This window comes from Collimonas sp. (assembly GCF_035566555.1).
Classification (GTDB): domain Bacteria; phylum Pseudomonadota; class Gammaproteobacteria; order Burkholderiales; family Burkholderiaceae_D; genus Collimonas.
Genome location: NZ_DATMRB010000142.1, coordinates 1 through 20,862, shown reverse-complemented (window position 1 = coordinate 20,862; position 20,862 = coordinate 1). Strand labels below are relative to the sequence as shown.

Annotated in this window: 24 protein-coding genes; 10 read left to right on the top strand and 14 right to left on the bottom strand. The window is 60.3% G+C overall.

The annotated features are described in order from the left end of the window. The 5 genes from VNZ65_RS17895 to VNZ65_RS17875 all read left to right on the top strand — a co-directional run. Positions 1 to 757: c-type cytochrome (locus VNZ65_RS17895; protein ID WP_325671389.1), on the top strand; the 757-nt coding region annotated here is incomplete at its 5' end. A gap of 85 nt (positions 758 to 842) precedes the next feature. Beyond that, positions 843 to 2,444: a cytochrome c oxidase subunit I gene (gene ctaD / locus VNZ65_RS17890; RefSeq protein ID WP_325671387.1), complete on the top strand. Its 1,602-nt coding sequence runs from the start codon at positions 843 to 845 to the stop codon at positions 2,442 to 2,444. 159 nt (positions 2,445 to 2,603) lie between these two features. Continuing rightward, positions 2,604 to 3,179, top strand: a complete 576-nt coding sequence (locus VNZ65_RS17885) for a cytochrome c oxidase assembly protein (RefSeq protein ID WP_061936741.1) — start codon at positions 2,604 to 2,606, stop codon at positions 3,177 to 3,179. Between the two features lie 27 nt (positions 3,180 to 3,206). Next, positions 3,207 to 3,422, top strand: a complete 216-nt coding sequence (locus VNZ65_RS17880) for a DUF2970 domain-containing protein (protein ID WP_325671385.1) — start codon at positions 3,207 to 3,209, stop codon at positions 3,420 to 3,422. A 60-nt stretch (positions 3,423 to 3,482) separates the two neighbouring features. Next, positions 3,483 to 4,349 carry a cytochrome c oxidase subunit 3 gene (locus VNZ65_RS17875; RefSeq protein ID WP_414649165.1) on the top strand — a complete coding sequence of 289 codons (867 nt, stop codon included), beginning with the start codon at positions 3,483 to 3,485 and terminating at the stop codon, positions 4,347 to 4,349. Between the two features lie 167 nt (positions 4,350 to 4,516). On the opposite strand, the gene VNZ65_RS17870 is transcribed toward VNZ65_RS17875, so the two are convergent. Then, positions 4,517 to 4,717, bottom strand: coding sequence for a twin transmembrane helix small protein (locus tag VNZ65_RS17870; RefSeq protein WP_325671381.1), 201 nt, complete (start codon positions 4,715 to 4,717; stop codon positions 4,517 to 4,519). A 98-nt stretch (positions 4,718 to 4,815) separates the two neighbouring features. Here VNZ65_RS17870 and VNZ65_RS17865 point away from each other — a divergent pair, with 98 nt between their 5' ends. Genes VNZ65_RS17865 through VNZ65_RS17845 form a run of 5 tightly spaced genes read left to right on the top strand, consistent with a single transcriptional unit; the run spans position 4,816 to position 8,849 of the window. Next, the gene (locus VNZ65_RS17865; protein ID WP_325671379.1) at positions 4,816 to 5,550 is read left to right on the top strand and encodes an SURF1 family protein; all 735 of its coding nucleotides are present in this window, start codon (positions 4,816 to 4,818) and stop codon (positions 5,548 to 5,550) included. Beyond that, entirely contained in the window at positions 5,504 to 6,145 is a 642-nt protein-coding gene (locus VNZ65_RS17860) for a cytochrome C oxidase subunit I (RefSeq protein WP_325671377.1), read from the top strand. Before VNZ65_RS17865 ends, VNZ65_RS17860 begins: the two co-directional genes overlap by 47 nt. Positions 6,146 to 6,166: 21 nt before the next feature. After that, positions 6,167 to 7,327: a COX15/CtaA family protein gene (locus VNZ65_RS17855; protein WP_325671375.1), complete on the top strand. Its 1,161-nt coding sequence runs from the start codon at positions 6,167 to 6,169 to the stop codon at positions 7,325 to 7,327. After that, on the top strand, positions 7,324 to 8,208 hold the full coding sequence (gene cyoE, locus VNZ65_RS17850) for a heme o synthase (protein WP_168231305.1): 885 nt from the start codon (positions 7,324 to 7,326) through the stop codon (positions 8,206 to 8,208). The genes VNZ65_RS17855 and cyoE overlap by 4 nt, the downstream gene beginning before the upstream one ends. Positions 8,209 to 8,216: 8 nt before the next feature. Next, positions 8,217 to 8,849, top strand: coding sequence for an SCO family protein (locus VNZ65_RS17845; protein ID WP_325671373.1), 633 nt, complete (start codon positions 8,217 to 8,219; stop codon positions 8,847 to 8,849). Between the two features lie 247 nt (positions 8,850 to 9,096). Here VNZ65_RS17845 and VNZ65_RS17840 read toward each other — a convergent pair whose 3' ends face one another. The 13 genes from VNZ65_RS17840 to VNZ65_RS17780 all read right to left on the bottom strand — a co-directional run. Continuing rightward, on the bottom strand, positions 9,097 to 9,648 hold the full coding sequence (locus tag VNZ65_RS17840; protein WP_325671371.1) for a DUF4166 domain-containing protein: 552 nt from the start codon (positions 9,646 to 9,648) through the stop codon (positions 9,097 to 9,099). Positions 9,649 to 9,789: 141 nt separating this feature from the next. Continuing rightward, positions 9,790 to 10,689, bottom strand: coding sequence for an RNA polymerase sigma factor RpoH (gene rpoH, locus VNZ65_RS17835; RefSeq protein WP_061936763.1), 900 nt, complete (start codon positions 10,687 to 10,689; stop codon positions 9,790 to 9,792). A gap of 256 nt (positions 10,690 to 10,945) precedes the next feature. After that, positions 10,946 to 11,320, bottom strand: a complete 375-nt coding sequence (locus tag VNZ65_RS17830) for a GTPase (protein WP_325671368.1) — start codon at positions 11,318 to 11,320, stop codon at positions 10,946 to 10,948. Beyond that, positions 11,317 to 12,039: a response regulator gene (locus VNZ65_RS17825; protein WP_325671366.1), complete on the bottom strand. Its 723-nt coding sequence runs from the start codon at positions 12,037 to 12,039 to the stop codon at positions 11,317 to 11,319. Before VNZ65_RS17825 ends, VNZ65_RS17830 begins: the two co-directional genes overlap by 4 nt. Positions 12,040 to 12,186: 147 nt before the next feature. Further along, positions 12,187 to 14,484: a sensor histidine kinase gene (locus tag VNZ65_RS17820; protein WP_325671364.1), complete on the bottom strand. Its 2,298-nt coding sequence runs from the start codon at positions 14,482 to 14,484 to the stop codon at positions 12,187 to 12,189. Positions 14,485 to 14,486: 2 nt separating this feature from the next. Continuing rightward, positions 14,487 to 15,053: a DUF4390 domain-containing protein gene (locus VNZ65_RS17815; protein WP_414649164.1), complete on the bottom strand. Its 567-nt coding sequence runs from the start codon at positions 15,051 to 15,053 to the stop codon at positions 14,487 to 14,489. Positions 15,054 to 15,161: 108 nt separating this feature from the next. Next, positions 15,162 to 16,469, bottom strand: coding sequence for a 16S rRNA (cytosine(967)-C(5))-methyltransferase RsmB (gene rsmB, locus VNZ65_RS17810; RefSeq protein WP_325671362.1), 1,308 nt, complete (start codon positions 16,467 to 16,469; stop codon positions 15,162 to 15,164). A gap of 68 nt (positions 16,470 to 16,537) precedes the next feature. After that, positions 16,538 to 17,170, bottom strand: a complete 633-nt coding sequence (locus VNZ65_RS17805) for a LysE family translocator (RefSeq protein WP_325671360.1) — start codon at positions 17,168 to 17,170, stop codon at positions 16,538 to 16,540. 191 nt (positions 17,171 to 17,361) lie between these two features. Continuing rightward, positions 17,362 to 18,261, bottom strand: a complete 900-nt coding sequence (locus VNZ65_RS17800) for a lysophospholipase (protein ID WP_325671358.1) — start codon at positions 18,259 to 18,261, stop codon at positions 17,362 to 17,364. Beyond that, on the bottom strand, positions 18,261 to 18,605 hold the full coding sequence (locus tag VNZ65_RS17795) for a DUF1840 domain-containing protein (protein WP_325671356.1): 345 nt from the start codon (positions 18,603 to 18,605) through the stop codon (positions 18,261 to 18,263). The genes VNZ65_RS17800 and VNZ65_RS17795 overlap by 1 nt, the downstream gene beginning before the upstream one ends. Before the next feature lie 134 nt (positions 18,606 to 18,739). After that, positions 18,740 to 19,288 carry a hypothetical protein gene (locus VNZ65_RS17790; protein WP_325671354.1) on the bottom strand — a complete coding sequence of 183 codons (549 nt, stop codon included), beginning with the start codon at positions 19,286 to 19,288 and terminating at the stop codon, positions 18,740 to 18,742. A 50-nt stretch (positions 19,289 to 19,338) separates the two neighbouring features. Beyond that, the gene (locus tag VNZ65_RS17785; RefSeq protein ID WP_325671352.1) at positions 19,339 to 20,298 is read right to left on the bottom strand and encodes a DMT family transporter; all 960 of its coding nucleotides are present in this window, start codon (positions 20,296 to 20,298) and stop codon (positions 19,339 to 19,341) included. 92 nt (positions 20,299 to 20,390) lie between these two features. After that, positions 20,391 to 20,862 (bottom strand): AraC family transcriptional regulator (locus tag VNZ65_RS17780; RefSeq protein ID WP_325671350.1); only part of this gene is annotated, 472 nt, incomplete at its 5' end.

Here is a 20,862-nt window from a genome sequence, read left to right as displayed (position 1 = left end):
ATGGAAATGGGGCTATGACTACCTCAACGGCAATGGCGCCGGCATTTCCTTCCTCTCCAACCTCTCCACCCCGCACGAACAGGTAGTCGATTCGACCAAGGTCAAGAACGACAACTACCTGATCGAAGTCGACAATCCGATGGTGGTGCCGGTCAACAAGAAGATCCGCATCATCACTACCGCCAACGACGTCATTCACTCCTGGACGGTGCAGGCTTTCGGCGTCAAGCAGGATGCGATTCCCGGCTTCGTCCGCGACACCTGGTTCAAGGCAGAGAAAGTCGGCGTCTACCGCGGCCAGTGCGTTGAACTGTGCGGCAAGGACCACGCCTTCATGCCTATCGTCGTCAACGTCCTCAGCGACGCCGATTACCAGACCTGGGTCGACGGCAAGAAAAAGGAAATGGCTGCGCAGGCAGACGATCCGAACAAGACCTGGACCATCGACGAACTGAAACAGCGCGGCGAAAAAGTCTACACCGCCAATTGCGCGGCCTGCCACCAGGCTAACGGCAAGGGCATCCCCGGCGCTTTCCCGCCGCTGGATGGCGATCCGATCGTGAACGGTCCGCGTGCGGCGCAGATCAATGTCGTGTTGAACGGCAAGATCGACGGCGCGCTGCAGATGCCGGCCTGGAAAGCCGTGTTGTCGGATACCGAAATTGCTGCGGTGATCACCTATACCCGCAACAACTGGTCCAACAAGGCACAAGAAAATATTGTCCAACCGGCAGAAGTGCTGGCTGCGCGTAAATAAAACTTTTGGGGGACAGAGTTTATGAGTCAGCAAGCGAAGCTTGTGATGAATTACTCTGTCCTCCACTGAAATCCAGGAGATTGAGATGAGCACTACCGCAGTCGATCACCAACACGACCACGCGCATGACCATGATCACGCGCACGACCATCCGCACGGCTGGCGCCGTTGGCTGTTCGCCACCAACCACAAGGACATCGGCACCTTGTACCTGTGGTTCTCGTTCACCATGCTGCTGTCAGGCGGCGTGCTGGCCCTGCTGATCCGCGCCGAGCTGTTCCAGCCTGGCCTGCAATTCTTCAAGCCGGAATTCTTCAACCAGCTCACCACCATGCACGGCCTGATCATGGTGTTCGGCGCCATCATGCCGGCCTTCGTCGGCTTCGCCAACTGGATGATCCCGCTGCAGATCGGCGCCTCCGACATGGCGTTTGCGCGGATGAACAACTTCTCGTTCTGGCTGATGCCTCCTGCCGCTTTGCTGTTGGCGACCTCGTTCCTGGTTCCAGGTGGCGCTACCGCTGCCGGCTGGACCTTGTATGCGCCGCTGTCGACCCAGATGGGCCCTGGCATGGACATGGCGATTTTCGCGATCCACATCATGGGCGCCTCGTCGATCATGGGTTCGATCAACATCATCACTACTATCCTCAACATGCGCGCGCCTGGCATGACGCTGATGAAGATGCCGATGTTCTGCTGGACCTGGCTGATCACCGCCTACCTGCTGATCGCCGTCATGCCTGTGCTGGCCGGCGCCATCACCATGACCCTGACCGACCGTCATTTCGGCACTTCCTTCTTTAACGCTGCCGGCGGCGGCGATCCGGTCATGTACCAGCACATCTTCTGGTTCTTCGGCCATCCTGAGGTGTACATCATGATTCTTCCGGCCTTCGGCATCGTCTCGCAGATCATCCCGGCCTTCGCCCGCAAGCAACTGTTCGGCTATGCATCGATGGTGTATGCAACGGCGTCGATCGCGATCCTCTCGTTCATCGTCTGGGCGCACCACATGTTCACCACCGGCATGCCGGTTACCGCGCAGTTGTTCTTCATGTATGCAACCATGCTGATCGCGGTGCCTACCGGCGTCAAGATCTTCAACTGGATCGCTACCATGTGGCGCGGTTCGATGACTTTCGAAACACCGATGCTGTTCGCGATCGGCTTCATCTTCGTGTTCACCATGGGCGGTTTCACCGGCCTGATCCTGGCAGTGACGCCGATCGACATCCAGATGCAGGACACCTATTACGTGGTCGCTCACTTCCACTACGTGCTGGTGGCCGGTTCTCTGTTTGCGCTGTTCGCCGGTTACTACTACTGGGGTCCGAAGTGGACCGGTTTCATGTACAACGAAACCCGCGGCAAGATCCATTTCTGGAATTCGCTGATCTGGTTCAACGTGACGTTCTTCCCGATGCACTTCCTGGGCCTGGCCGGCATGCCGCGCCGCTACGCTGATTACCCGGCGCAGTTCACCGACTTCAACATGCTGGCGTCGATCGGTGCTTTTGGTTTCGGCCTGACCCAGGTCTACTTCCTGTTCTTCGTGATCATTCCATCGATCAAGGGCGGCAAGAAGGCAGCCGACAAGCCGTGGGAAGGCGCCGAGGGACTGGAATGGACTGTTCCTAGTCCTGCCCCGTTCCACACATTCGAAACGCCGCCAGTCTTTAAATAATGGAAGCGGCGGGGGCATGCGCCACCCGCCGGTTACGCATGGGTGTTCAACATGAATCAGCAGAAAAAACCTAATAACCTGCGCACCGGATTGCTGGTGGGCTTGCTCGCCCTGAGTTTCTTCATTGCGATCTTCGTCAAGATGTTGTGGTTCAAGTAGATGAGCAATCCTGAAGACGGCAGCGCCAAGGCAGAATCCCGGAAAATGAACTGGCAGATGCTGGGCAAGCTGATGGTGATCGCCGTCATGATGTTCGGTTTCGGTTACGGCCTGGTGCCGGTGTACAAGAAGATCTGCGAAATCACCGGCGTCAATTACCTGACGCCGAAGGATGGCACGGTGGCAGCGCCGGCCAATACCCAGGTCGACAAGAGCCGTACCATTACTGTTGAATTCGATGCCAATACGCAAGGACCATGGCGCTTCCGGCCTACCGTCAGCAGCGTGCAGGTGCATCCGGGCGAGATGACCACGGTGGTGTATGAAGTCGTGAACAAGCAGGCGCGCAAGATGGATGCCCAGGCGATTCCAAGCTACGCGCCGATGCAGGCGGCAGAGTTCTTCAAGAAAGTCGAATGTTTCTGTTTCACCCAGCAGACCCTGGGGCCCAACCAGGCCAAGGAAATGCCGGTGGTGTTTTACATAGATCCTGCTATACCTAAGGATGTGAAGCTGATTACGCTGTCGTACACGTTTTTTGAAATTGCGGGCCAGCCGGACAAGCCGGCAAGTTGATCTGGTAGGGCCATGCAGGGGTGTCGAATGTCGGATCTGAAAGAAGCAAGCCGCCGTAAAGCCTCGTTTGGCGCGGCCATGAAAGCAATATTCTGGTCGTTTTTCGGCGTCCGCAAGAGGAAAGACTATGAAAGCGATGCGGCGCAGCTGAACCCGATACATGTAGTGATCGCAGCCATCCTCGGCGTGTTGATTTTTATTGGGATACTGATCACCATCGTCAAGCTGGTGGTCGCCAAGTAACAGGTAAGTGCAGCACAAGACAGCAAATATTGAAATAACCAATTAAATTTGTATCTGGAGATGGCAATGAGTTCTCAACAAGGCAATGCACCTTACTATTTTGTCCCTGGTCCGTCCAAGTGGCCGGTGCTGGGCGGCACGGCGTTGCTGGCGACCATGGCTGGCGCGGCGGCATGGGTCAACGGCGTTGTCTGGGGGCCGGAGCTGTGCGTGATCGGCATCCTGTCGTTCCTGACAGTGCTCTACAAATGGTTCGGCGACTCCATCCGCGAATCCGAAGGCGGCATGTACAGCGCGCGCATCGATACCTCGTATCGCTGGAGCATGAGCTGGTTCATTTTTTCCGAAGTGATGTTTTTCGCGGCGTTTTTCGGTGCGCTGTTCTATGCCCGCAGCATCTCGATGCCATGGCTGGGCGACCTCGACAACAAGGTGCTGTGGCCTGATTTTTCCGCGCATTGGGGCAATGCCGGTCCGGCCGGCACGATCGAGCCGTTCAGCACCATGGGCCCGTTCCCGATCCCGACCATCAACACCTTCCTGCTGCTGACATCCGGCGTGACGCTGACGATTTCCCACCATGCGCTGCGCGCCGGCCATCGCGCCAAGACCGCGGCCTGGCTGTTCGCTACCATCGTGCTGGGCGCCACCTTCATGGGCTTCCAGGCTGCCGAATACATCGAGGCTTATACCGATTTCAACCTGAAGCTGACTTCCGGCGTCTACGGTTCGACCTTCTTCCTGCTGACCGGCTTCCATGGCTTCCACGTCACCATCGGCGCCATCATGCTGTCGGTCGTGCTGTACCGTGTGCTGAAGGGCCATTTCACGCCGGATCACCACTTCGCCTTTGAAGGCGCGGCCTGGTACTGGCACTTTGTCGACGTCGTCTGGCTCGGCTTGTATGTAGTGGTGTACTGGCTGTAAAACCGGCAACCGTAGGGTGGGCAGATTTCTGCCCACGCTGAGCTCACTCCTCGACTGACCGAGGTTCCGCGTGGGCACAGATGCCCACCCAACGAGCTGAGCGTCGACGCATAAAAAAGGCCACACCTCGGGTGCGGCCTTTTTTTACGATGGCTTGAGCGCGTGTTTTAGTGCAGGCCGGTCGGCTGGATATAACCCAGCTTGTACAAGAGCAGTATCATGAGGAACAGGCAGACCGACAGGCCGACGCGCCAGGTCAGGGCCTGCACCGTGCGGTTGCTCTTGCCTTTGTCGCGCATCAGGAATACCAATGCGGAGGCGAGGCTGCCGAGGATCAGGATGAAGGCAATGGCGACGACGATTTTCATTTTGTGCCAGGGGAAATGTTGACTAAGGCGATATTGTAATGCTTATCGGCGCGAAACCCGACTCCAGACCACGCTTCCGTTTTCGCCTGGTTCCCTTTGTGGCGACAGTCATCCTGGTCGTGCTCGGCATCGCCCTGGCGCAATGGCAGACCCGGCGCGGCGACCAGAAACAGCTGATTGAAAGCAAACTGTTGCAGCGGGAAGCCGAACCGGTGCTCAAATTCGGCCCCGGTGCGGCCGACCTCGACCAGCTCGAATACCGCCGCCTGGCCTTGCGCGGTGAATTTATTGACAGCTGGCCTGTCTATCTGGATAACCGTCCCTTGAACGGCGTGGCCGGCTTCTATGTGCTGATGCCGTTCAAGCTGGCCGACGCCGGCACCGGGTCGGATACGGGTTTGGCTAATTATGTACTGGTGGCGCGCGGCTGGCTGCCGCGCGACCCGTCGGACCGCAGCAAGCTGCCGGCCTATCCGACCCCGGCCGGCACGGTTGAAATAGAAGGGCTGGTCAGGCGTGATTTCGGTCATGTCATGCAACTGGGCGACGCCGGCCCATTGCAGCCCAAGGCCATCGTGCAGAACCTGGCCATCGGCGAGTTCGCCGCTGCCAGCAAGTACAAGTTGCAACCGTTCGTGCTGGAGCAGACCAGCGCCGCCGATGACCAGCTGCAGCGGACCTGGCCCCGGCCCTCGCTAGGAATAGAGAAGCACCGTGGCTATGCCTTCCAGTGGTATGCGCTGGCGGTGATGGCATTCATTTTTTTTGTTGTGACAGGATTTAGACGTGGATCAGAAAATACCAACAAGCCCGCCGCTCAGCAGTCCGGCTAAGCCGCCGGCGGCAGACCAGCAGCGCCGCAGCGGCCGCTGGAAACTGTTTGCGGTGATCGCCATCTGCGCGGCGCCGATGCTCGCCTCCTATTTCACGTATTACGTGATCAAGCCGCAAAGCCGCACCAATTACGGCGCACTGATCGATCCGCGCGCCTATCCGATCCCGGAGCTGGGCAGCACCACGCTCGACGGCAAAGCGGAAGCGCTCACCGCCTACAAGGGTAAATGGCTGATGCTGCAGGTCGACGGCGGCGATTGTCAGAAGGCGTGCCAGGACAAGCTGTTTGAAATGCGCCAGCTGCGCCTGATGCAAGGCAAGGAAATGGAACGCATCGAGCGCGTCTGGCTGATCACCGACCAGCAGCCCCTGCAAACCATGGTGATGCGCGAATACGACGGCACCAAATTGTTGCGGGTCAAGCCTGAGCTGTTGAAAGCCTGGCTGCCGACGGAGGAGGGCACCAGCGCCGCCGACCATATCTACCTGATCGATCCGCTCGGCCACCTGATGATGCGCTTCCCCAAGGATGCCGATCCGAACAAGGTCAAGAAAGACCTGTCCAAGCTGCTGCGCGCTTCGGCGATAGGATGAGTTTGCCATGAGGAGCTTCCAATGACGGCGCCCATGCTGTTCCAGCTCGGCAGCATGGGCGTGCTGGTCGCCGTGCTGGCGTTCTGCGTGGTCTGGGTTTCCAGCGACACCAATAAATACCGCAAGCTGGTATGGGTCACGCTGTTCCTGACCTTCGACCTGATCATGTTCGGCGCGTTTACCCGGCTGACCGATTCCGGCCTCGGCTGTCCCGACTGGCCGGGTTGCTACGGCCATTCCAATCCGCTGCTGGCGCACGCGCACATTAGCGCCGCGCAGGAAGCCATGCCGTTCGGGCCGGTATCGGTGAAGAAGGCCTGGATCGAAATGATCCACCGCTATTTCGCCATGGGCGTCGGCGTGCTGATCATCGCCCTGATGGCGATCAGCTGGATGCGCTGGCTGAAGTCGCGCAAGCAGCCGGCGCAAAGGCAGCTCAAGTTTTCGCCCTGGTTTCCAACCCTGCTGTTTTTCTGCGTCTGCCTGCAAGGCGCTTTCGGCGCCTGGACCGTGACCCAGAAACTGCAGCCGGTGATTGTCACCACCCATCTCTTGCTCGGCCTGAGCTTGCTGGCGATGATGGCCTGGCTGGCAGCGCGCCAGAGCGACCACGCACCAGTGGCGGCCAGCGCCGCCGGCCTGGTCCGGCCGGCCGTGATTGGGCTGGTCTTGCTGGTGATCCAGATCGCCCTCGGCGGCTGGGTGAGTACTAACTACGCGGCCCTGGCCTGTACTGACTTCCCGCTGTGCCATGGCGCGCTGGTGCCGCAGATGGATTTTGCCAACGGCTTTACGCTGTGGCGCCACCTGGGCATGACCGCGGGTGGCGATTTCCTGACTTTCCAGGCGCTGACGGCGATCCACTGGACCCACCGCAGCTTTGCCTTCGTGGTGATCGCCTTCGTCGTCTGGCTGGCCTGGAAAGCGCTGCGCACTGCCGGCTTGCAAAATACCGGCCGCTGGCTGCTGATTGTTATTGGTTTGCAATTGTTCACCGGCTTGTCTACCATTTACTTTAACTGGCCGCTGGCGATAGCCGTGGTCCACAACGGTGGGGCGGCGGCGCTGCTGGTGCTGCTGGTCATGTTAAACTATAAGGCTAGGCTTGCTCCCGGCCGCTACGCTGTTTCCGGGGCAGGCAGCCATTCAGCAATTGTTGAGAGTCTCAACCAGCATCCATGACCGCATTGACCATACCTCCTAACCGAATTGCCCAGTATTGGGCGCTGACCAAGCCGCGGGTGACGCAGCTGGCAGTATTTTGCGCAGTGATAGGGATGTTCCTGGCAACCCCAGGCTTGCCGGAATGGCAACGGGTGGTGGCGGCAACGATAGGCATCTGGCTGCTGGCCGGCGCCGCTTTTGCCGTCAACTGCCTGGTCGAGCGCGAAATCGATTCGCGCATGGCGCGCACTGCCCGCCGCCCGATGGCGCGCGGTGAGATCACTGTCAACCAGACCCTGGTGTTTTCCGGCGTCATCGGCGGCAGCGGCATGTGGGTGCTGTACAACTTCGTCAATCCGCTCACCATGTGGCTGACTTTCGCCACGTTTGTCGGTTATGCCATCATCTACACCATCATCCTGAAACCGGCGACGCCGCAGAACATCGTCATCGGCGGCCTCGCCGGCGCCATGCCGCCGGCCCTGGGCTGGGCCGCGATCGCCAACGACGTGCCGATGCAAGCCTGGATCCTGGTGCTGATCATCTTTGTCTGGACCCCGCCGCATTTCTGGGCGCTGGCCATGTACCGCCGCGACGACTACGCCAAATCCGGCCTGCCGATGCTGCCGATCACGCATGGCATGAAATTCACCCAGCTGCAGATCTGGCTCTACACCATCGCGCTGGTCGCCACCACCATGCTGCCGTTCGCGGTCGGCATGAGCGGCCTGATCTATCTGGCCAGCGCGGCGCTGCTGGGGCTGGTTTTCCTGTGGTACGCATGGCAGATCTACCAGCACTACACCGATCTGATCGCGCGCAAGACTTTTGCCTATTCGATCATCTACCTGTCGCTGCTGTTCGCCGCGCTGCTGGTCGACCACTACCTCAAATTCTGAAAGCCAACATGAAACGTGTTACCTCCGCCGTCTCTCTGCTGGCCGGCTTGCTGATGGCCTTGTCGCTGGCGGCATGCGGCGACAAATCGGCCGGCGGCAGCCAGGAAATGACCTTGTCGCCGGCCAAGACCGCGTTCAACAATACCGACGTCACCGGCCTCGGCTACGCCCGCGATTTCGCGCTGACAGACCATACCGGCAAGCCGCGCACGCTGGCTGACTACAAGGGCAAGGTGGTGGTGGTGTTTTTCGGCTATACCCAATGTCCCGACGTCTGCCCGACCACTATGGTGGAAATGGCCAACGTGCTGAAAGAGATGGGGCCGCTGGCGAGCAAGGTGCAGGTATTGTTCGTCACGGTTGACCCGGAGCGCGATACGCAAGAGTTGCTGTCCAAGTATGTGCCGGCTTTCGATCCGAGCTTTGTCGGCCTGTACGGCGATGCTGCCGCCACCGAAAAGGTGGCCAAGGAATTCCGCGTGTTCTACCAGAAGGTGCCGGGCAAGACTCCGGGCAGCTACAGCATGGACCACACCGCCGGCAGCTACGTGTTCGATCCGGACGGCCACATCCGTCTGTTCATACGTCATGGCCAAGGCCCGGAACCGATCGCGCATGACTTGAAATTGCTGTTGAATTAATTCGTAGGGTGGGCACGCAGTGCCCACGCGGGACTGAGATAAGCACGATTACGCAGGGGCTGGAGTTGAGGTCCGCGTGGGCACTGCGTGCCCACCCTACGACTGAAATTATTGCCGCAATGAGCCGCGGCGGCGAAGTCGCCGCGGATGTTAAAAAGGCAGGACCGCTTTACTGTGGTCCTGCCTTTTGCATTCCAGTCTTGTTCAAAGGCCTGGCAGAGCAGGCGGTGGGCGTCGAAGACGATGATCATGGCCTGCTCTTCACCTGCCTGAGATCGAGGTAGCCATGATACTGCGCCAGTACGCCGACACGCGGCAGTGTCGCCGCGACGTTGAAGTACAGTTTGCCGCCGGCGCCGGTTTCTTCCGCCAGCACGGCAGGAATCATGAATTTCGGACAGGCGATGCCGCAGCAGGTGATACGCAACAGGCGCATGTTCAAGCGTCCTTCCGTGACGCTGAGCGCAAAGTGCAAAGCCACAGGCCCCAGCTGTTCCACCAGCCTGCCGGCGCGGACATGCATGCGCGAAGCCATGGTGCGGCCGGGAAAGCGGCGGCGCCAGGTTTCCTGCTCGCTGTCGGCATCCAGTTCAAACCTGAAGCTGGTTTCCGCGCAAGTCTTGGGCAGGGCGAACAGCCGGCCGAGGCAGCGCCCGAGCATGGTCTCTGGCCCCTTGACCGTACAGCGTCCATGCAGCGTCAGTTGTCCGCGCAGACTGTGGAAATGCTGCAGGTCCGGCGCCAGCGCATTGAAATCTTCGGCCATCACCTGGCGGTAGAGCGAGTCGGAGAAACTCATGTCGCCTTGCCTGTATCGCTGCTGATCATCGTGCTTTCTTTTGTCGTCGCTCGTGCTTGCGCAAAAGCAATAGTGTAACAGGCAAAAACAAAGCCCCCTGGACCGTCAGGTCACAGGGGGCTTCGGTGGGAAGGTCGATGATCAGGCAAATGCTGCCAGCGAACCTTTCATTTTCTTCAAGGCAACTGCCTCGATCTGCCGTATCCGTTCCGCCGACACGCCGAATTCATCCGCCAGTTCATGCAAGGTGGCGCCGGAGCCGTCGTCGTTAGCCAGCCAGCGGGCTTCCACGATACGCCGCGAGCGTTCATCCAGCTTGCTCAGGGCAGATTCAAGGCCTTCCGACTGCAGGCGGTCATAGCGCTGGGCTTCCAGCACTTTGGTCGGCTCCTGCGATTCCGAGGACAGATAGGCGATCGGTGCAAATTTGTCATCGTCGTCATCGGTCGGCGCATCCAGCGCGATATCGCGGCCGGTCAGGCGCGTTTCCATTTCGATCACTTCTTCGCGCTTGACGTTGAGAGTCTTGGCCAGGGCATCGACTTGGGATGGCGTCATCGCGTCCAGGCCTTCCTTGTGGCTGCGCAGGTTGAAAAACAGCTTGCGCTGCGCCTTGGTGGTGGCTACTTTCACCAGGCGCCAGTTTTTCAGGATGTATTCATGCATTTCCGCCTTGATCCAGTGCATGGCGTACGACACCAGCCGTACACCCTGGTCCGGATCGAAGCGCTTGACGGCTTTCATCAGGCCGATATTGCCTTCCTGGATCAGGTCGGCGTGCGGCAAGCCATAACCGAGGTAGCCGCGGGCGATGGAAACCACCAGGCGCAGATGCGACAGCACCAGCTTTTGAGCGGCGCCGAGGTCATTCTTATCGCGTAATTGTTGCGCAAGAGAAATCTCTTCATCATGTGTCAACATCGGCAGGCGGTTCACGGCCGAGATATAGGCGTCGATATTCCCCAGCGTGCCGGAAAAGCCGAGCGCCAGGGCGTTGCTCTCGGTAGGCATTAATGCGGTGCTGACTGATGGATTCTTCATTCTTTCTCCTTGCTGTCCGGCCAGCTCAGGCTGCCGGTTGATCAACGATCAGACGTATGACGGGAATATATTAGCACTCTCTAATACAGAGTGCTAATAGGATTTGTTAGAGAATGTATATAGGGTGCTGCTATTGGAATTATTCTTATGATTGCCATATGCACCATCTTAGAGGGCAAAAACCCAGGAAAGTTGCGTACTGGCGGCAGGAAAATGCTGCATAGCCGCAGGGCAATTCCAGCTGCCGGCCAGCGGCTCAGACCGTCAGGTCCTGGGTCAGGGAGAGATAAGCGTCGTACGGCGCCTGGCTGAGGAAAGCGCGGATTTGCGGCAAGTGGGTGTCGTCTGCGATGCTGATAAACAGGCGGGCCGGCGCTTTGCGCAGCAAGCGGTTCAAAGTGACCCGCAGCGTCAGGTTGCCAATGCAGCAAAAACAGCCTGGGGCGATGCGTTTGACTTCCAGTTCCGGCGGCAGGTCGGCCTCCGCCAGTTTGCCGTCAGCCAGGCCTTCCAGGATCAAAGCGGTGTGTTGTTGGACGCCATCGGACGCCGATTCTTGCTGCAGGGCAGACCAGATCGCGGCTTCGCGCGCGCTCGCCGGTCTGCCGCTGACCAGTGTCGTGAGGGTCATCCGCCCTTTTTCGAGAGCTTTCCTGGATCGACGCCGAGCTGCTTCAGTTTGCGGTACAGATGGGTGCGTTCCAGGCCGGTTTTTTCCGCCACCCTGGTCATGCTGCCGCTTTCGCGGATCAGATGGTATTCGAAATAGGCGCGCTCGAAAGCATCGCGCGCTTCCCGCAAGGGCAGGCCGAACGAGGTTGAGAACAGGTTTTCGGAGGCGGCGGCCACCGAAGGCATCGCCGCCGCGTGTCCGGCTTCAGACGATATCGGGTTGTTGAATGTGCCGGAAGCGACCACCACGTCGCCCAGCTCGTTGGCTGTGGTGACCGGCTGCGGATAGAGGGTTGGCGCGCGGGCGGTCTTCGGTCCTTGCGACAAGCCTTGCTGTACCGCTTTCAGCAGTTTTTGCAGGGCAATCGGTTTTTCCAGGAAATTCAGGGCGCCGATACGGGTTGCCTCTACCGCGGTGTCGATAGTGGCGTGGCCGGACATCATGATGACCGGCATGGTCAGCAAGCCGTCGCGCTGCCATTCCTTGAGCAGCGTCACGCCGTCGGTGTCGGGCATCCAGATATCGAGCAGCACCAGATCGGGCACGCCGCCCTGACGAAACTCGCGAGCCTGTTGTGCATTTTCCGCGGCGGTTACTACATGCCCCTCGTCACCTAAAATTTCCGAGAGCAATTCCCGAATTCCCATTTCGTCGTCAACGACTAGGATGTTAGCCATGCGGTTGCCTTCCCATTTCCTGTTGCATCAAATCCCACTGTATGGACCGTGCAGATGGCCCAGTTAAATTGTTGATGTCTCGTTGTTTTATTTCCGCGTCCGGATACATGCTATATCACTCAACCGTCATTTTGCAGGTGTTCTGTATCAAATTATGGATGAATCATGACTTGAGGCTAACTTTAACAGCAAAATCAGGATTTTTGCGCCCTTTGTGTCGCTTCGATTCTGCAGATCGATGCGGCCGCCGTGTTCGTCGATGATTTTTTTCACCATCGGCAAGCCCAGGCCGGTGCCGCGCGGCTTCGATGTGACATAGGGTTCAAACGCCCTGGCCAGTATTTTAGGCGAGAATCCGGCGCCGTTATCGGTGATCGAGAGCCTTACCGCGGTGCGCGACAGGCCGTCCGAACTTTGATAGCTGACGCGTTCGGTCACCAGGTCGATGCGCGGCGGCTGCGGGTCGCCGCTGCGGTCCATGACGGCGTCCTGCGCGTTCTGCAGCAGATTGTGGATCACTTGCCGCAGCTGGGTGGCGTCGCCCATGATCAGCGGCAGGTCCGGCGCCAGCGAGGCGTGGATCATGTCGCGTTCGTCGCCGGCCAGGTAAAGGTGCAGGATTTCCGCCACCAGCACGTTCAGGTCGAGCTCGCCCAGGACTGCCGGCGGAGTCTTGGCGTAGTCGCGGAAATCGTCCACCATGCGCTTCATTGCTGCCACCTGGTTGACGATGGTGTCAGTGCTCTTCTTCAGGATCGCGGCGTCCTGGGTCATCAGCTTGTCTTCCAGCTTCATCTGCAGCCGTTCGGCCGACAGCTGGATCGGCGTCAGCGGATTCTTGATTTCATGCGCCAGGCGGCGCGCTACTTCGCCCCAGGCGATCGAACGCTGGCCGGAGATGACGTCGGAAATATCGTCGAACACCACCACATAGCCGGTACGGTTTTCGACCGGCAGGCGCGAGCCGCGCGCCAGCAGGGTGATGTCGTCGCTGTCGCTGCTTTCGCCGCTCTCGACGCGGCGCGGAATCTCGATCTGCTGCTGCCAGTGCAGCAGCTCAGGGCCGATCTTGCCGGTCGCGAACTGCGCGTTCTGTTCCGAGAAAGCATTGGTGATCACTTCCGCAAAGTGCGCCAGGCCGTCGATGATATTGAGCGGCTGGCCGATGTGCGGCGAAAAATCGTATTGCAGGATGCGCGCCACGGACTGGTTGCTGGTGACCAGACGGAAGTCGCCGTCCAGCACCATCACGCCGGCCGACATGTTGGCCAGCACCGATTCCAGGTAGGCCTTGGCGTTTTCCAGTTCGCTGCGGTTCTTTTCGACCGACGCGCGGGCGTCGAACAGCTGGCGCGTCATCAGGTTGAACGACTGTGTCAGTGTGCCCAGCTCATCCGAGGTGGCGACGATCGGCCGCGGCGACAGGTTGCCTTCGGCCACCGCCTTGGTGCCCTCCGCCAGCAGCAGCAAAGGCTTGGCCAGGTCGGTAGCGATCAGGAAGGCGCTGGCGATGGCGCCGAATACCGCCAGCAGCAGCGTCAGCGTCAGCGTCACCAGATACATCCGGCGCAAACCGTCACGGCTGACTGAGCGTTCCTGGTATTCATTGGAGGCCGAAGCCAGGGAGCTGATGTTGGCGACCAGGAAGCTCGATACCGGTTGCACCATTTGCAGGTAGTGCGTCTCGTTTTGCAGCGAGGTGCTCTTCAGTGGCGGTGGAATTTCCACCACCACCTGGTAGCGCAGGTTAGAGGTTTCATTGACGCTCATCTGTTTGGCGCCGCGATTGCCTGGCATATCGTAGTCGCTGAGCATGTTGGCATAGCCGCGCGGCAGGCGGGCCTGCTGCAGTACCGCCGCTGGCGGCACGTCTGGCTTCAGCGTCCCCAGTTTGCCGCCGACGGAGGCGATGATCTGGCCGTTAGCGGTGACAATCGAGGCTTCCAGGTCCTGTTCGCTGAGCCGTCCCAGCTGGGTTGCCTGTTCGGAATTGGAGAGCTCCGACCATTCCGACGCTAAAGAGCGCGCTCTGTTGCGCAGTTCGTTAAGCGATGTGTCCAGCGCCGTGTGGCTCAAGGTTACGCCGGATGCCAGGGCGTTTTCAACATGTACATCAAACCAGGACTCGATCGAACGCGAGACAAACTGTACCGACACTATGTAAATCACTGCGCCCGGCAAGATGCCGATCAGCGCAAACATGATCACCAGCCTGGCCGTCAGCCGCGATCCGAACTGGCCGCGTTTGTAGCGGCGGTACAAGCGGATCAGCAGCAGGGCGACCAGGACGAACAGCAGCACGGCCATCAGCGCATTCAAGCCGATCAGCCAGGGATAGTGCTGGGCGAAGAAATCCGAATTGGAGGAGGCCGACGACAGCAGGAACAGCAGGATGCTGACGATGGCGCCGCCGACCACCAGCAGATAGCGTAGCGCGCGCGGCACGATTATTCCGCCTTGTAGTTAAAGCGCTTCCAGTCGGTGGAAAAGCGCCAGTCGCTGTTACTCAGCGCATTGATCTGAAACGGCTTGGACAGCAGGCCGAGGTCCAGTCCCATGCGGATGGCCACCTGGTACACCTCGCCGGTCTTGAGCGCGCTCTTGTCGGCGATCAGCCAGCGGCTCGGGCGGCGGATCAGCGCCAGGGCATCGTCCAGCGTGTTGAAGCTCTGCTGCAGGCTGCCGTTGATGGCGACGTTATAGCGCCGCGTGATGACGTTGTATTGCAGGCGGATGGTCTGCGTGGCGGTGATGGCCTTTTCATCGAACCAGTACCAGCGCGGCCGCGTCAGTTCGACATCGGTCGTGAAGTACAGGGTGACGCCGCGGCTGATGACGTCCTCCAGGCCGCGGTTGAGGTCGAAGGAAAAGATTGCCGACAGCCTGTAGCCGTCGTCGCCGGCTTCGATATGGGCCTGGCTCAACTCTACGCCGTCAGAAGCAAAGCTGGATGCGTGGCTAAAAGACAGCGCCAGCATCAGGGCCAGCAGCCAGTATTTTAAGAATTGAGGCAATGGTCGTGTCACTGGTATCTGTTACGGAGCAAAATCCGCTAAAAATAGTGCATTAACAAGGAAGACGGCGCCATGCTGCTGGTAGCGCCGGACTGCTTTTCTATTTCATTATTTTTGAAACAAGGCATAAAACAGCCCGTCATGGTCCTGCTCGCCATCGGCTCGCGGCAGCAACTGGCCGGGCGCCGGCAGCCTGCGGGCATTGTTGCGCTGGGCGAACGCCGCAGCCTGGGCCTCGGATTCCTGCGGCCAGACAGAACATGTCACCAGCAGCAATTTACCATCCGGCCGTAGCATCTGCCACAGATTGTCCAGAATCTTTGCCGAAAGTGTTGCCAGCTGCTCGGTATCGGTCTTGCGCCGCAGCCAGCGGATATCCGGATGGCGCCGCACGATGCCGGAGGCGGTGCAGGGAACGTCGGCCAGGATACGGTCGAACAGCTTGCCGTCCCACCAGTCCTTGCCGTCGCTGCCGATGCTGGCGTCGCCCAGCTGCAGCGTGGCTTGCAATTGCAGGCGCTGCAGGTTCTGCGTGATGCGTTGCAGGCGCTTGGGATTGTTGTCCAGCGCGGTCAGCTCGACCTCGGCGCTTTCCAGGATATGGCAGGTTTTGCCGCCGGGAGCGGCGCAGGCATCCAGTACCCGCATGCCGTCTTGCACATCCAGCAACGGCGCCGCCAGTTGCGCTGCCGCGTCCTGCACCGAGGCCAGGCCGTCTTCAAAGCCGGGAATCTGCGTCACCGGCATGGCGGTGTCCAGGCGGATGGCGTCGGCGCCGATCTGGCGCGCGCCGATGTCGTGGCTGGCCAGGGTTTCCAGGTAGGCCGCTACCGTGGTCTTGCGGCGGTTGATACGCAAGGTCAGCGGCGGCGCCGCATTGCCCGCGGTCAGGATGGCTTGCCATTGTTCCGGGTATGCCGCTTTCATGCGGTCTATCCACCAGACTGGATAATTCCACAAGCCGAACGGCGTCTTAACGGCGATCGCCACCAGGGCTTCGCGCTCGCGCAGGAAACGGCGCAGCACGGCGTTGGCCATGCCCTTGGCGTGGGCCATCTGCGGGTCGGAATCGACTGCGGTGACAGCCTGGTTGACCACGGTGAAATTTTCATAGGCGGGATCGTCGACATCGGCCAGCAGGCACAAGGCGGCGCACAGCAGGCAGTGCAGCAGGGTCGGCTCCGGCGGCCGGCTGGCCAGGCTGCCCAGCAAGGTTTCCGCGCGTCCGATGCCGCGCATGGTGCGGTAGGCGATGTCCTGGATCGCGCCGCGGGTCGGCGCGGGAGCGGCCGACTGCGCAAATACCTGGGTCAGCGCCTGCGGCAGCGCCGCACCGTCGCGCACCAGGGCGATGGCCTGGGCCGCGCCCAGCAGGCTAAACGCGAGAGAATCTTTTTTGAGGGTTGAATAGGTCACAGGTTGTTCAGGGCTACGCTACGGTTATGGTTTGCAAAAGATCAGTCAGGCGACAAAAAGATCACAGTTCAGTTTCGGGTCAGCGCCAGTTTCATTCCCAGCGCGACAAAGGCGGCGCCGACGCTGCGCTCCAGCCAGTGCTTCACCTGCGGATTGTTGCTGGCATGCTGGCTGAGCGTTCCGGCCAGCATGGCGGTGCCGCTGTTCCAGCACAACGTCACCACGGAAAACACGGCGCCCAGCAACAAGAAGGCGACGGTCTTGTGCGGCGCATCGTGCAACACGAATTGCGGGAAAAATGACAGGAAAAACAAGATCACCTTGGGGTTGAGCACGTTGGTGATCAAGGCTTGCAGGAAAATCGTCTTGTGCGAACGCAGGTCCAGCTGCGGCTGGCTGGCAGTCTTTTTCTTGCTGAAAAGCATCTTCAGGCCGAGATATATCAGGTAAGCGCCGCCGGCCAGCTTGACTGCCATGAACGCGGTCGCCGAGGCCGCCAGCAAGGCGGTCAGGCCGAAAGCCGAGAGGGTGGCGTGGATGCAGCAGCCGGCAGTGATGCCCAGCGCCGACAGCAAGCCGGCGCGGCGCCCTTGCGCCACGCTGCGGCCGACTATATAGGCGGTATCCGGGCCGGGAGTGGCGTTCAGTAACAGGACGGCCATCAGGAACAGGCCAAAATCGGTAATGCCGAACGAAATCATGGCGGCGCTAGACAGGATGGTAACAATGCGATTGTAGCGGGGATATGCCCGCGCACCTACGGTTAGGTCGCGATTGTGGCAGGAAAAATGATGAAATCAGCGGATCGCTTGACAGCGGCGGCAGCTTGTCCTAACCGGCGGGGCTGCCGGCAGCACAAATGTCCTTGTGATAATTTCCGGATGGAAAAGTATCAGCTTGCCAACGCTACGCTGGCGGCGGCCAGCGGCTGCAGCATGTGCTGCGCGTCCAGCCAGCGCCGCACATCGGCAAATACGCGCTCGGCGCCGATTTCATTGAAGATCTCGTGATACATGCCTTCGTAGTCGTGCATGGTAGCGATTTCAGGGCGCAGGGCGGCGAAAAAGCGGCGGCTGCCTTCCGGATCGATGATGCGGTCGCTGCCGGCGATCACCATCAGGGTTGGCAGCGCCAGCGTCGGCGCCTGCTCGATGGCGAAGGCGCCGGCATGCAGCATGCTGTTCAGCAGGCGCGGGCTGATTTTATTGTGCACCAGCGGATCGAGGCGGTAGGCCTTGGCCACGGTGAGGTCGTGCGACAGCAGGTTGACATCCAGGCCGTTGGGCGCCGCCAGGCCAGGGGCAAGGGTCGACATCAGCTTGAGCAGGCCATGCTGGAAGCCGCTCATGCGCAGCGCCAGCGCCGGCGAAGACAGGATCAGGCCGCGCAGCGAAGCCATGTGCGCCACCGCAAAGCGGGCCGCGAACAGGCCGCCCATGCTGTGGCCGAACAAGATAGGAGTGGTGTTTTCCAGCTCAGGATGGATCAGCTCTTGCTGCCGGCGGAAGTCGTTCAGCACGAGCTTTGCGTCGCGCAGCAGGGCGCCGTCGTCCGCCGCGTCGCCGCGGCGGCCGCCGGATCGGCCGTGGCCGCGATGATCGTAGCTGCGCACCAGCAAGCCGCAGCGATTGAAAAAGCGTATGACGTGGGCGTAGCGTCCGGAATGTTCACCCAGCCCGTGCATCAGCAGGATACTGCCGGTTACCGGCTCACCGGGAGCCAGTGGCCAGTCGGTGACGAACAGCGAGACGCCGTCGTCGGCCGTAAGCTGCTGCTCACGGACCAGGGGCATCAGACGCCCCAGAGTACGTCGTTGTTGTGCTTGTGGGCTTCGCGCAGCATTTCCAGCAGCGGATAGATCTTGTTGGCGAAGTTCACGGTCTGTACCGGCTCATGGCCGCTGTCGTCGCCCTGGTCGTTGTGATGGGCTGCGATGTCGCGCTGCACGCTGTCGGATGCTGGATGGGCACGGCTTTCCGAGGTTTCCTGCTCCAGGCGGGCAATGACTGCTGCGCCTTCTGCGGCCGTGATCACGCCGATCTTGACGTCTTTATGCAGCAGATCGAGGATGCGCTTGGCGTCTTGTTCGAACATGATGACTTCGGACGATGCCTTGGATTTGAACGTAACTAACATAAAACCTCAAAATATTGTTTTTGATAAAAAAGACATTGTACAGAATAGTTGTTTGTCCCGGTTGCCGCCAGTTTTGTCACCGCCGGTTACACAGCTGACAAGTAGCGGCGCCGGCCGCACCTAGCCTGCCATACCTAGTTATGCTTGAACGAGGTGATGAAAGTGTCAACATTTTCCCGCGTAACCTGCTTTTCCGGACCCATCACGATCACCTGGTAGATTTCCTTGTCCTTGCTGACAAAATGCCCGAACAGGATTTCTTCCTTGCCGGCGGGGGTCTTGCCGACCGCTTCGATGTCGATGCTGGATGACAGCCCTTGGCTGCTGCTGGCCGCCGCGGTGGATTTCTCGGAGCGTACCGTGCCGTTGATATTTTTCACCAGCGCGGTTTTCATTGCAATCAGGGCGGCCTGCGCCTTGGCCGCGTCCGGCACCGTGGCGCTGCCCACTGCGAACACGGTGTCGTCGACCTTGGAGGCGGTCATGGTCATGGTGAGCACGGTGCCGTCAAGGTCGACCGGGCGGGCAAAGGTCGAGGGCTTGGTCGGCAGCAGGATGCTGTAAGGGGCGTCCTTGCTGCGCACTTCGCGCCAGTTGAACTTGGGCGAGCAGGCCGACAGCAGGATCATTGCGCCGGCGCACAGCAACAAGGCGCGGCAGGCTGGGTGAGAGGCGGTTTTCACGAGCGAGTTTTCACAAAATTAAGCAGCAGGCTGCAAAGAGGAAACGGCCTCTATGGTATCTGATGCTGGAAGGTACGCACACCAAAAACGATGCCTATGCACAACAAGACTATCCCCGCCATGACTTGCACGCCGGGCACTGCGCCACGGAAAATGAAGGCATACAGCAGCGCCGACAGGGTTTCGAACACGATCAGCTGGGCCAGCAGCGCCGTCGGCAGGCGCTGGCTGGCCTTGTTCCAGAGCAGGGTGCCGATCCAGGAAGCGGACAGGCCGATAAACAGCATCAGGCCGACGAACTGCAAGGGCCGCGGGCCAAACGGGAAGGCATAGCTGCCGCCGCTCAGCTTCTGGTAAGCGCCGTAAGCGAACAGCCCGATCAGCGCCAGCGGCAGCACCGCCAGGCCCTGGGCCGTGGCCCAGGTCGAAGGACTGATGTGCGGATTGGCGCGCAGATAGCGGGCATTGACGATCGGGTACCAGGTCCAGGCGGCGACGCCGCCAAGCGCGATCAGGCAGCCCAGCAGGTAATCGCCCATGGAACGGGTATTGCCGCTGCCGGCCTGCTGCATATGCTTCAGCTCGGCGGCATTCACGCACAGGATGCCGATGAAAATGATCACCAGCGAAGGCGCCAGCCGGCGCCAGGCCACGCTTTCGCTGGCATGCCCGGGCGACCAGTTGGAAAATACCGAAATCACTACCGGCAAGGTGCCGATCAGCATGGTCGGCAGCGGCGCGTCGGCCAGCTGGATCGCGGTCGCCAGAGCGGCGTAATACAGCAGGTTGCCGACCAGCGAAAGTTTCAGGGCGGCGCGCCAGTCAGCCTTGCTCAAGGCGGCGATGCGCTTGCGATGCAGCAGCGCCGGCGCCAGTGCGATCAGGCCGAAAGCCACATAGCGGCCGAACGACAGCATCAGGCCCGGATAGTCCGGCAGCAGCAGCGGCGCGATGAAGACCAGCCCCCACATCAGGCCGGCGCCGAGCGCGCACAAAAGCCCGGTCAGCATGAGCCGCCGTCACAGTGGATTGCAAAGGTAAAGCGAGGGGAAGCCATAGGGATTTCAAGGATGAGTAGCGATTGCACTCATCATGCCAAGCTTCAAGCCAGCGGTCTTGTACCAATTTGCTGCTGGTACTGCGCCGGCGTGACGCCATAGGCGCGCTTGAACCAGCGCGTCAGGTGGCTCTGGTCGGCCAGGCCGACCGCGGCGGCGGCGTCGGTCGGCGTGCTGCGCCGGGCCAGCAGGATCTTGGCGCGGGCGGCGCGGCGCGCCTGCAGGTACTGGTGCGGGGTAGCATGGAATTCGGCGGCGAAGGTGCGCACGAAATGAAACACCGACATGCCGGCTTCCGCCGCCAGGGTATCGATGTGCAGCGTCTGGTCGAGATTGGCTTCGATGCAGTCGAGCACGCGCCGCATGGCCAGCATGCGCTGCGGATGATGCGCCGTGGTGGTCGCCATCGGACGCAGGTTCTTGCCATAGCGCTGCGTCACCGCGTCGATCAGCTGGGTGAAATGCGAGACGAAGGCAATGTCGTCCGGCGCCTGCCACATGCGCCTGAAAAGCAGG

Coding starts and splice junctions, on each gene's coding strand:
- VNZ65_RS17875 (WP_414649165.1), top strand. CDS start 3,483: ATGGCAATGAGTTCTCAACAAGGCAATGCACCTTACTATTTTGTCCCT.
- VNZ65_RS17855 (WP_325671375.1), top strand. CDS start 6,167: ATGACGGCGCCCATGCTGTTCCAGCTCGGCAGCATGGGCGTGCTGGTC.
- VNZ65_RS17805 (WP_325671360.1), bottom strand. CDS start 17,170: ATGATTTCGTTCGGCATTACCGATTTTGGCCTGTTCCTGATGGCCGTC.
- VNZ65_RS17830 (WP_325671368.1), bottom strand. CDS start 11,320: ATGACCCTCACGACACTGGTCAGCGGCAGACCGGCGAGCGCGCGCGAA.
- VNZ65_RS17885 (WP_061936741.1), top strand. CDS start 2,604: ATGAGCAATCCTGAAGACGGCAGCGCCAAGGCAGAATCCCGGAAAATG.
- rpoH (WP_061936763.1), bottom strand. CDS start 10,689: ATGAAGAATCCATCAGTCAGCACCGCATTAATGCCTACCGAGAGCAAC.
- VNZ65_RS17880 (WP_325671385.1), top strand. CDS start 3,207: ATGTCGGATCTGAAAGAAGCAAGCCGCCGTAAAGCCTCGTTTGGCGCG.
- VNZ65_RS17870 (WP_325671381.1), bottom strand. CDS start 4,717: ATGAAAATCGTCGTCGCCATTGCCTTCATCCTGATCCTCGGCAGCCTC.
- VNZ65_RS17800 (WP_325671358.1), bottom strand. CDS start 18,261: ATGCCCCTGGTCCGTGAGCAGCAGCTTACGGCCGACGACGGCGTCTCG.
- ctaD (WP_325671387.1), top strand. CDS start 843: ATGAGCACTACCGCAGTCGATCACCAACACGACCACGCGCATGACCAT.
- VNZ65_RS17785 (WP_325671352.1), bottom strand. CDS start 20,298: ATGCTGACCGGGCTTTTGTGCGCGCTCGGCGCCGGCCTGATGTGGGGG.
- VNZ65_RS17795 (WP_325671356.1), bottom strand. CDS start 18,605: ATGTTAGTTACGTTCAAATCCAAGGCATCGTCCGAAGTCATCATGTTC.
- VNZ65_RS17840 (WP_325671371.1), bottom strand. CDS start 9,648: ATGAGTTTCTCCGACTCGCTCTACCGCCAGGTGATGGCCGAAGATTTC.
- cyoE (WP_168231305.1), top strand. CDS start 7,324: ATGACCGCATTGACCATACCTCCTAACCGAATTGCCCAGTATTGGGCG.
- VNZ65_RS17845 (WP_325671373.1), top strand. CDS start 8,217: ATGAAACGTGTTACCTCCGCCGTCTCTCTGCTGGCCGGCTTGCTGATG.
- VNZ65_RS17825 (WP_325671366.1), bottom strand. CDS start 12,039: ATGGCTAACATCCTAGTCGTTGACGACGAAATGGGAATTCGGGAATTG.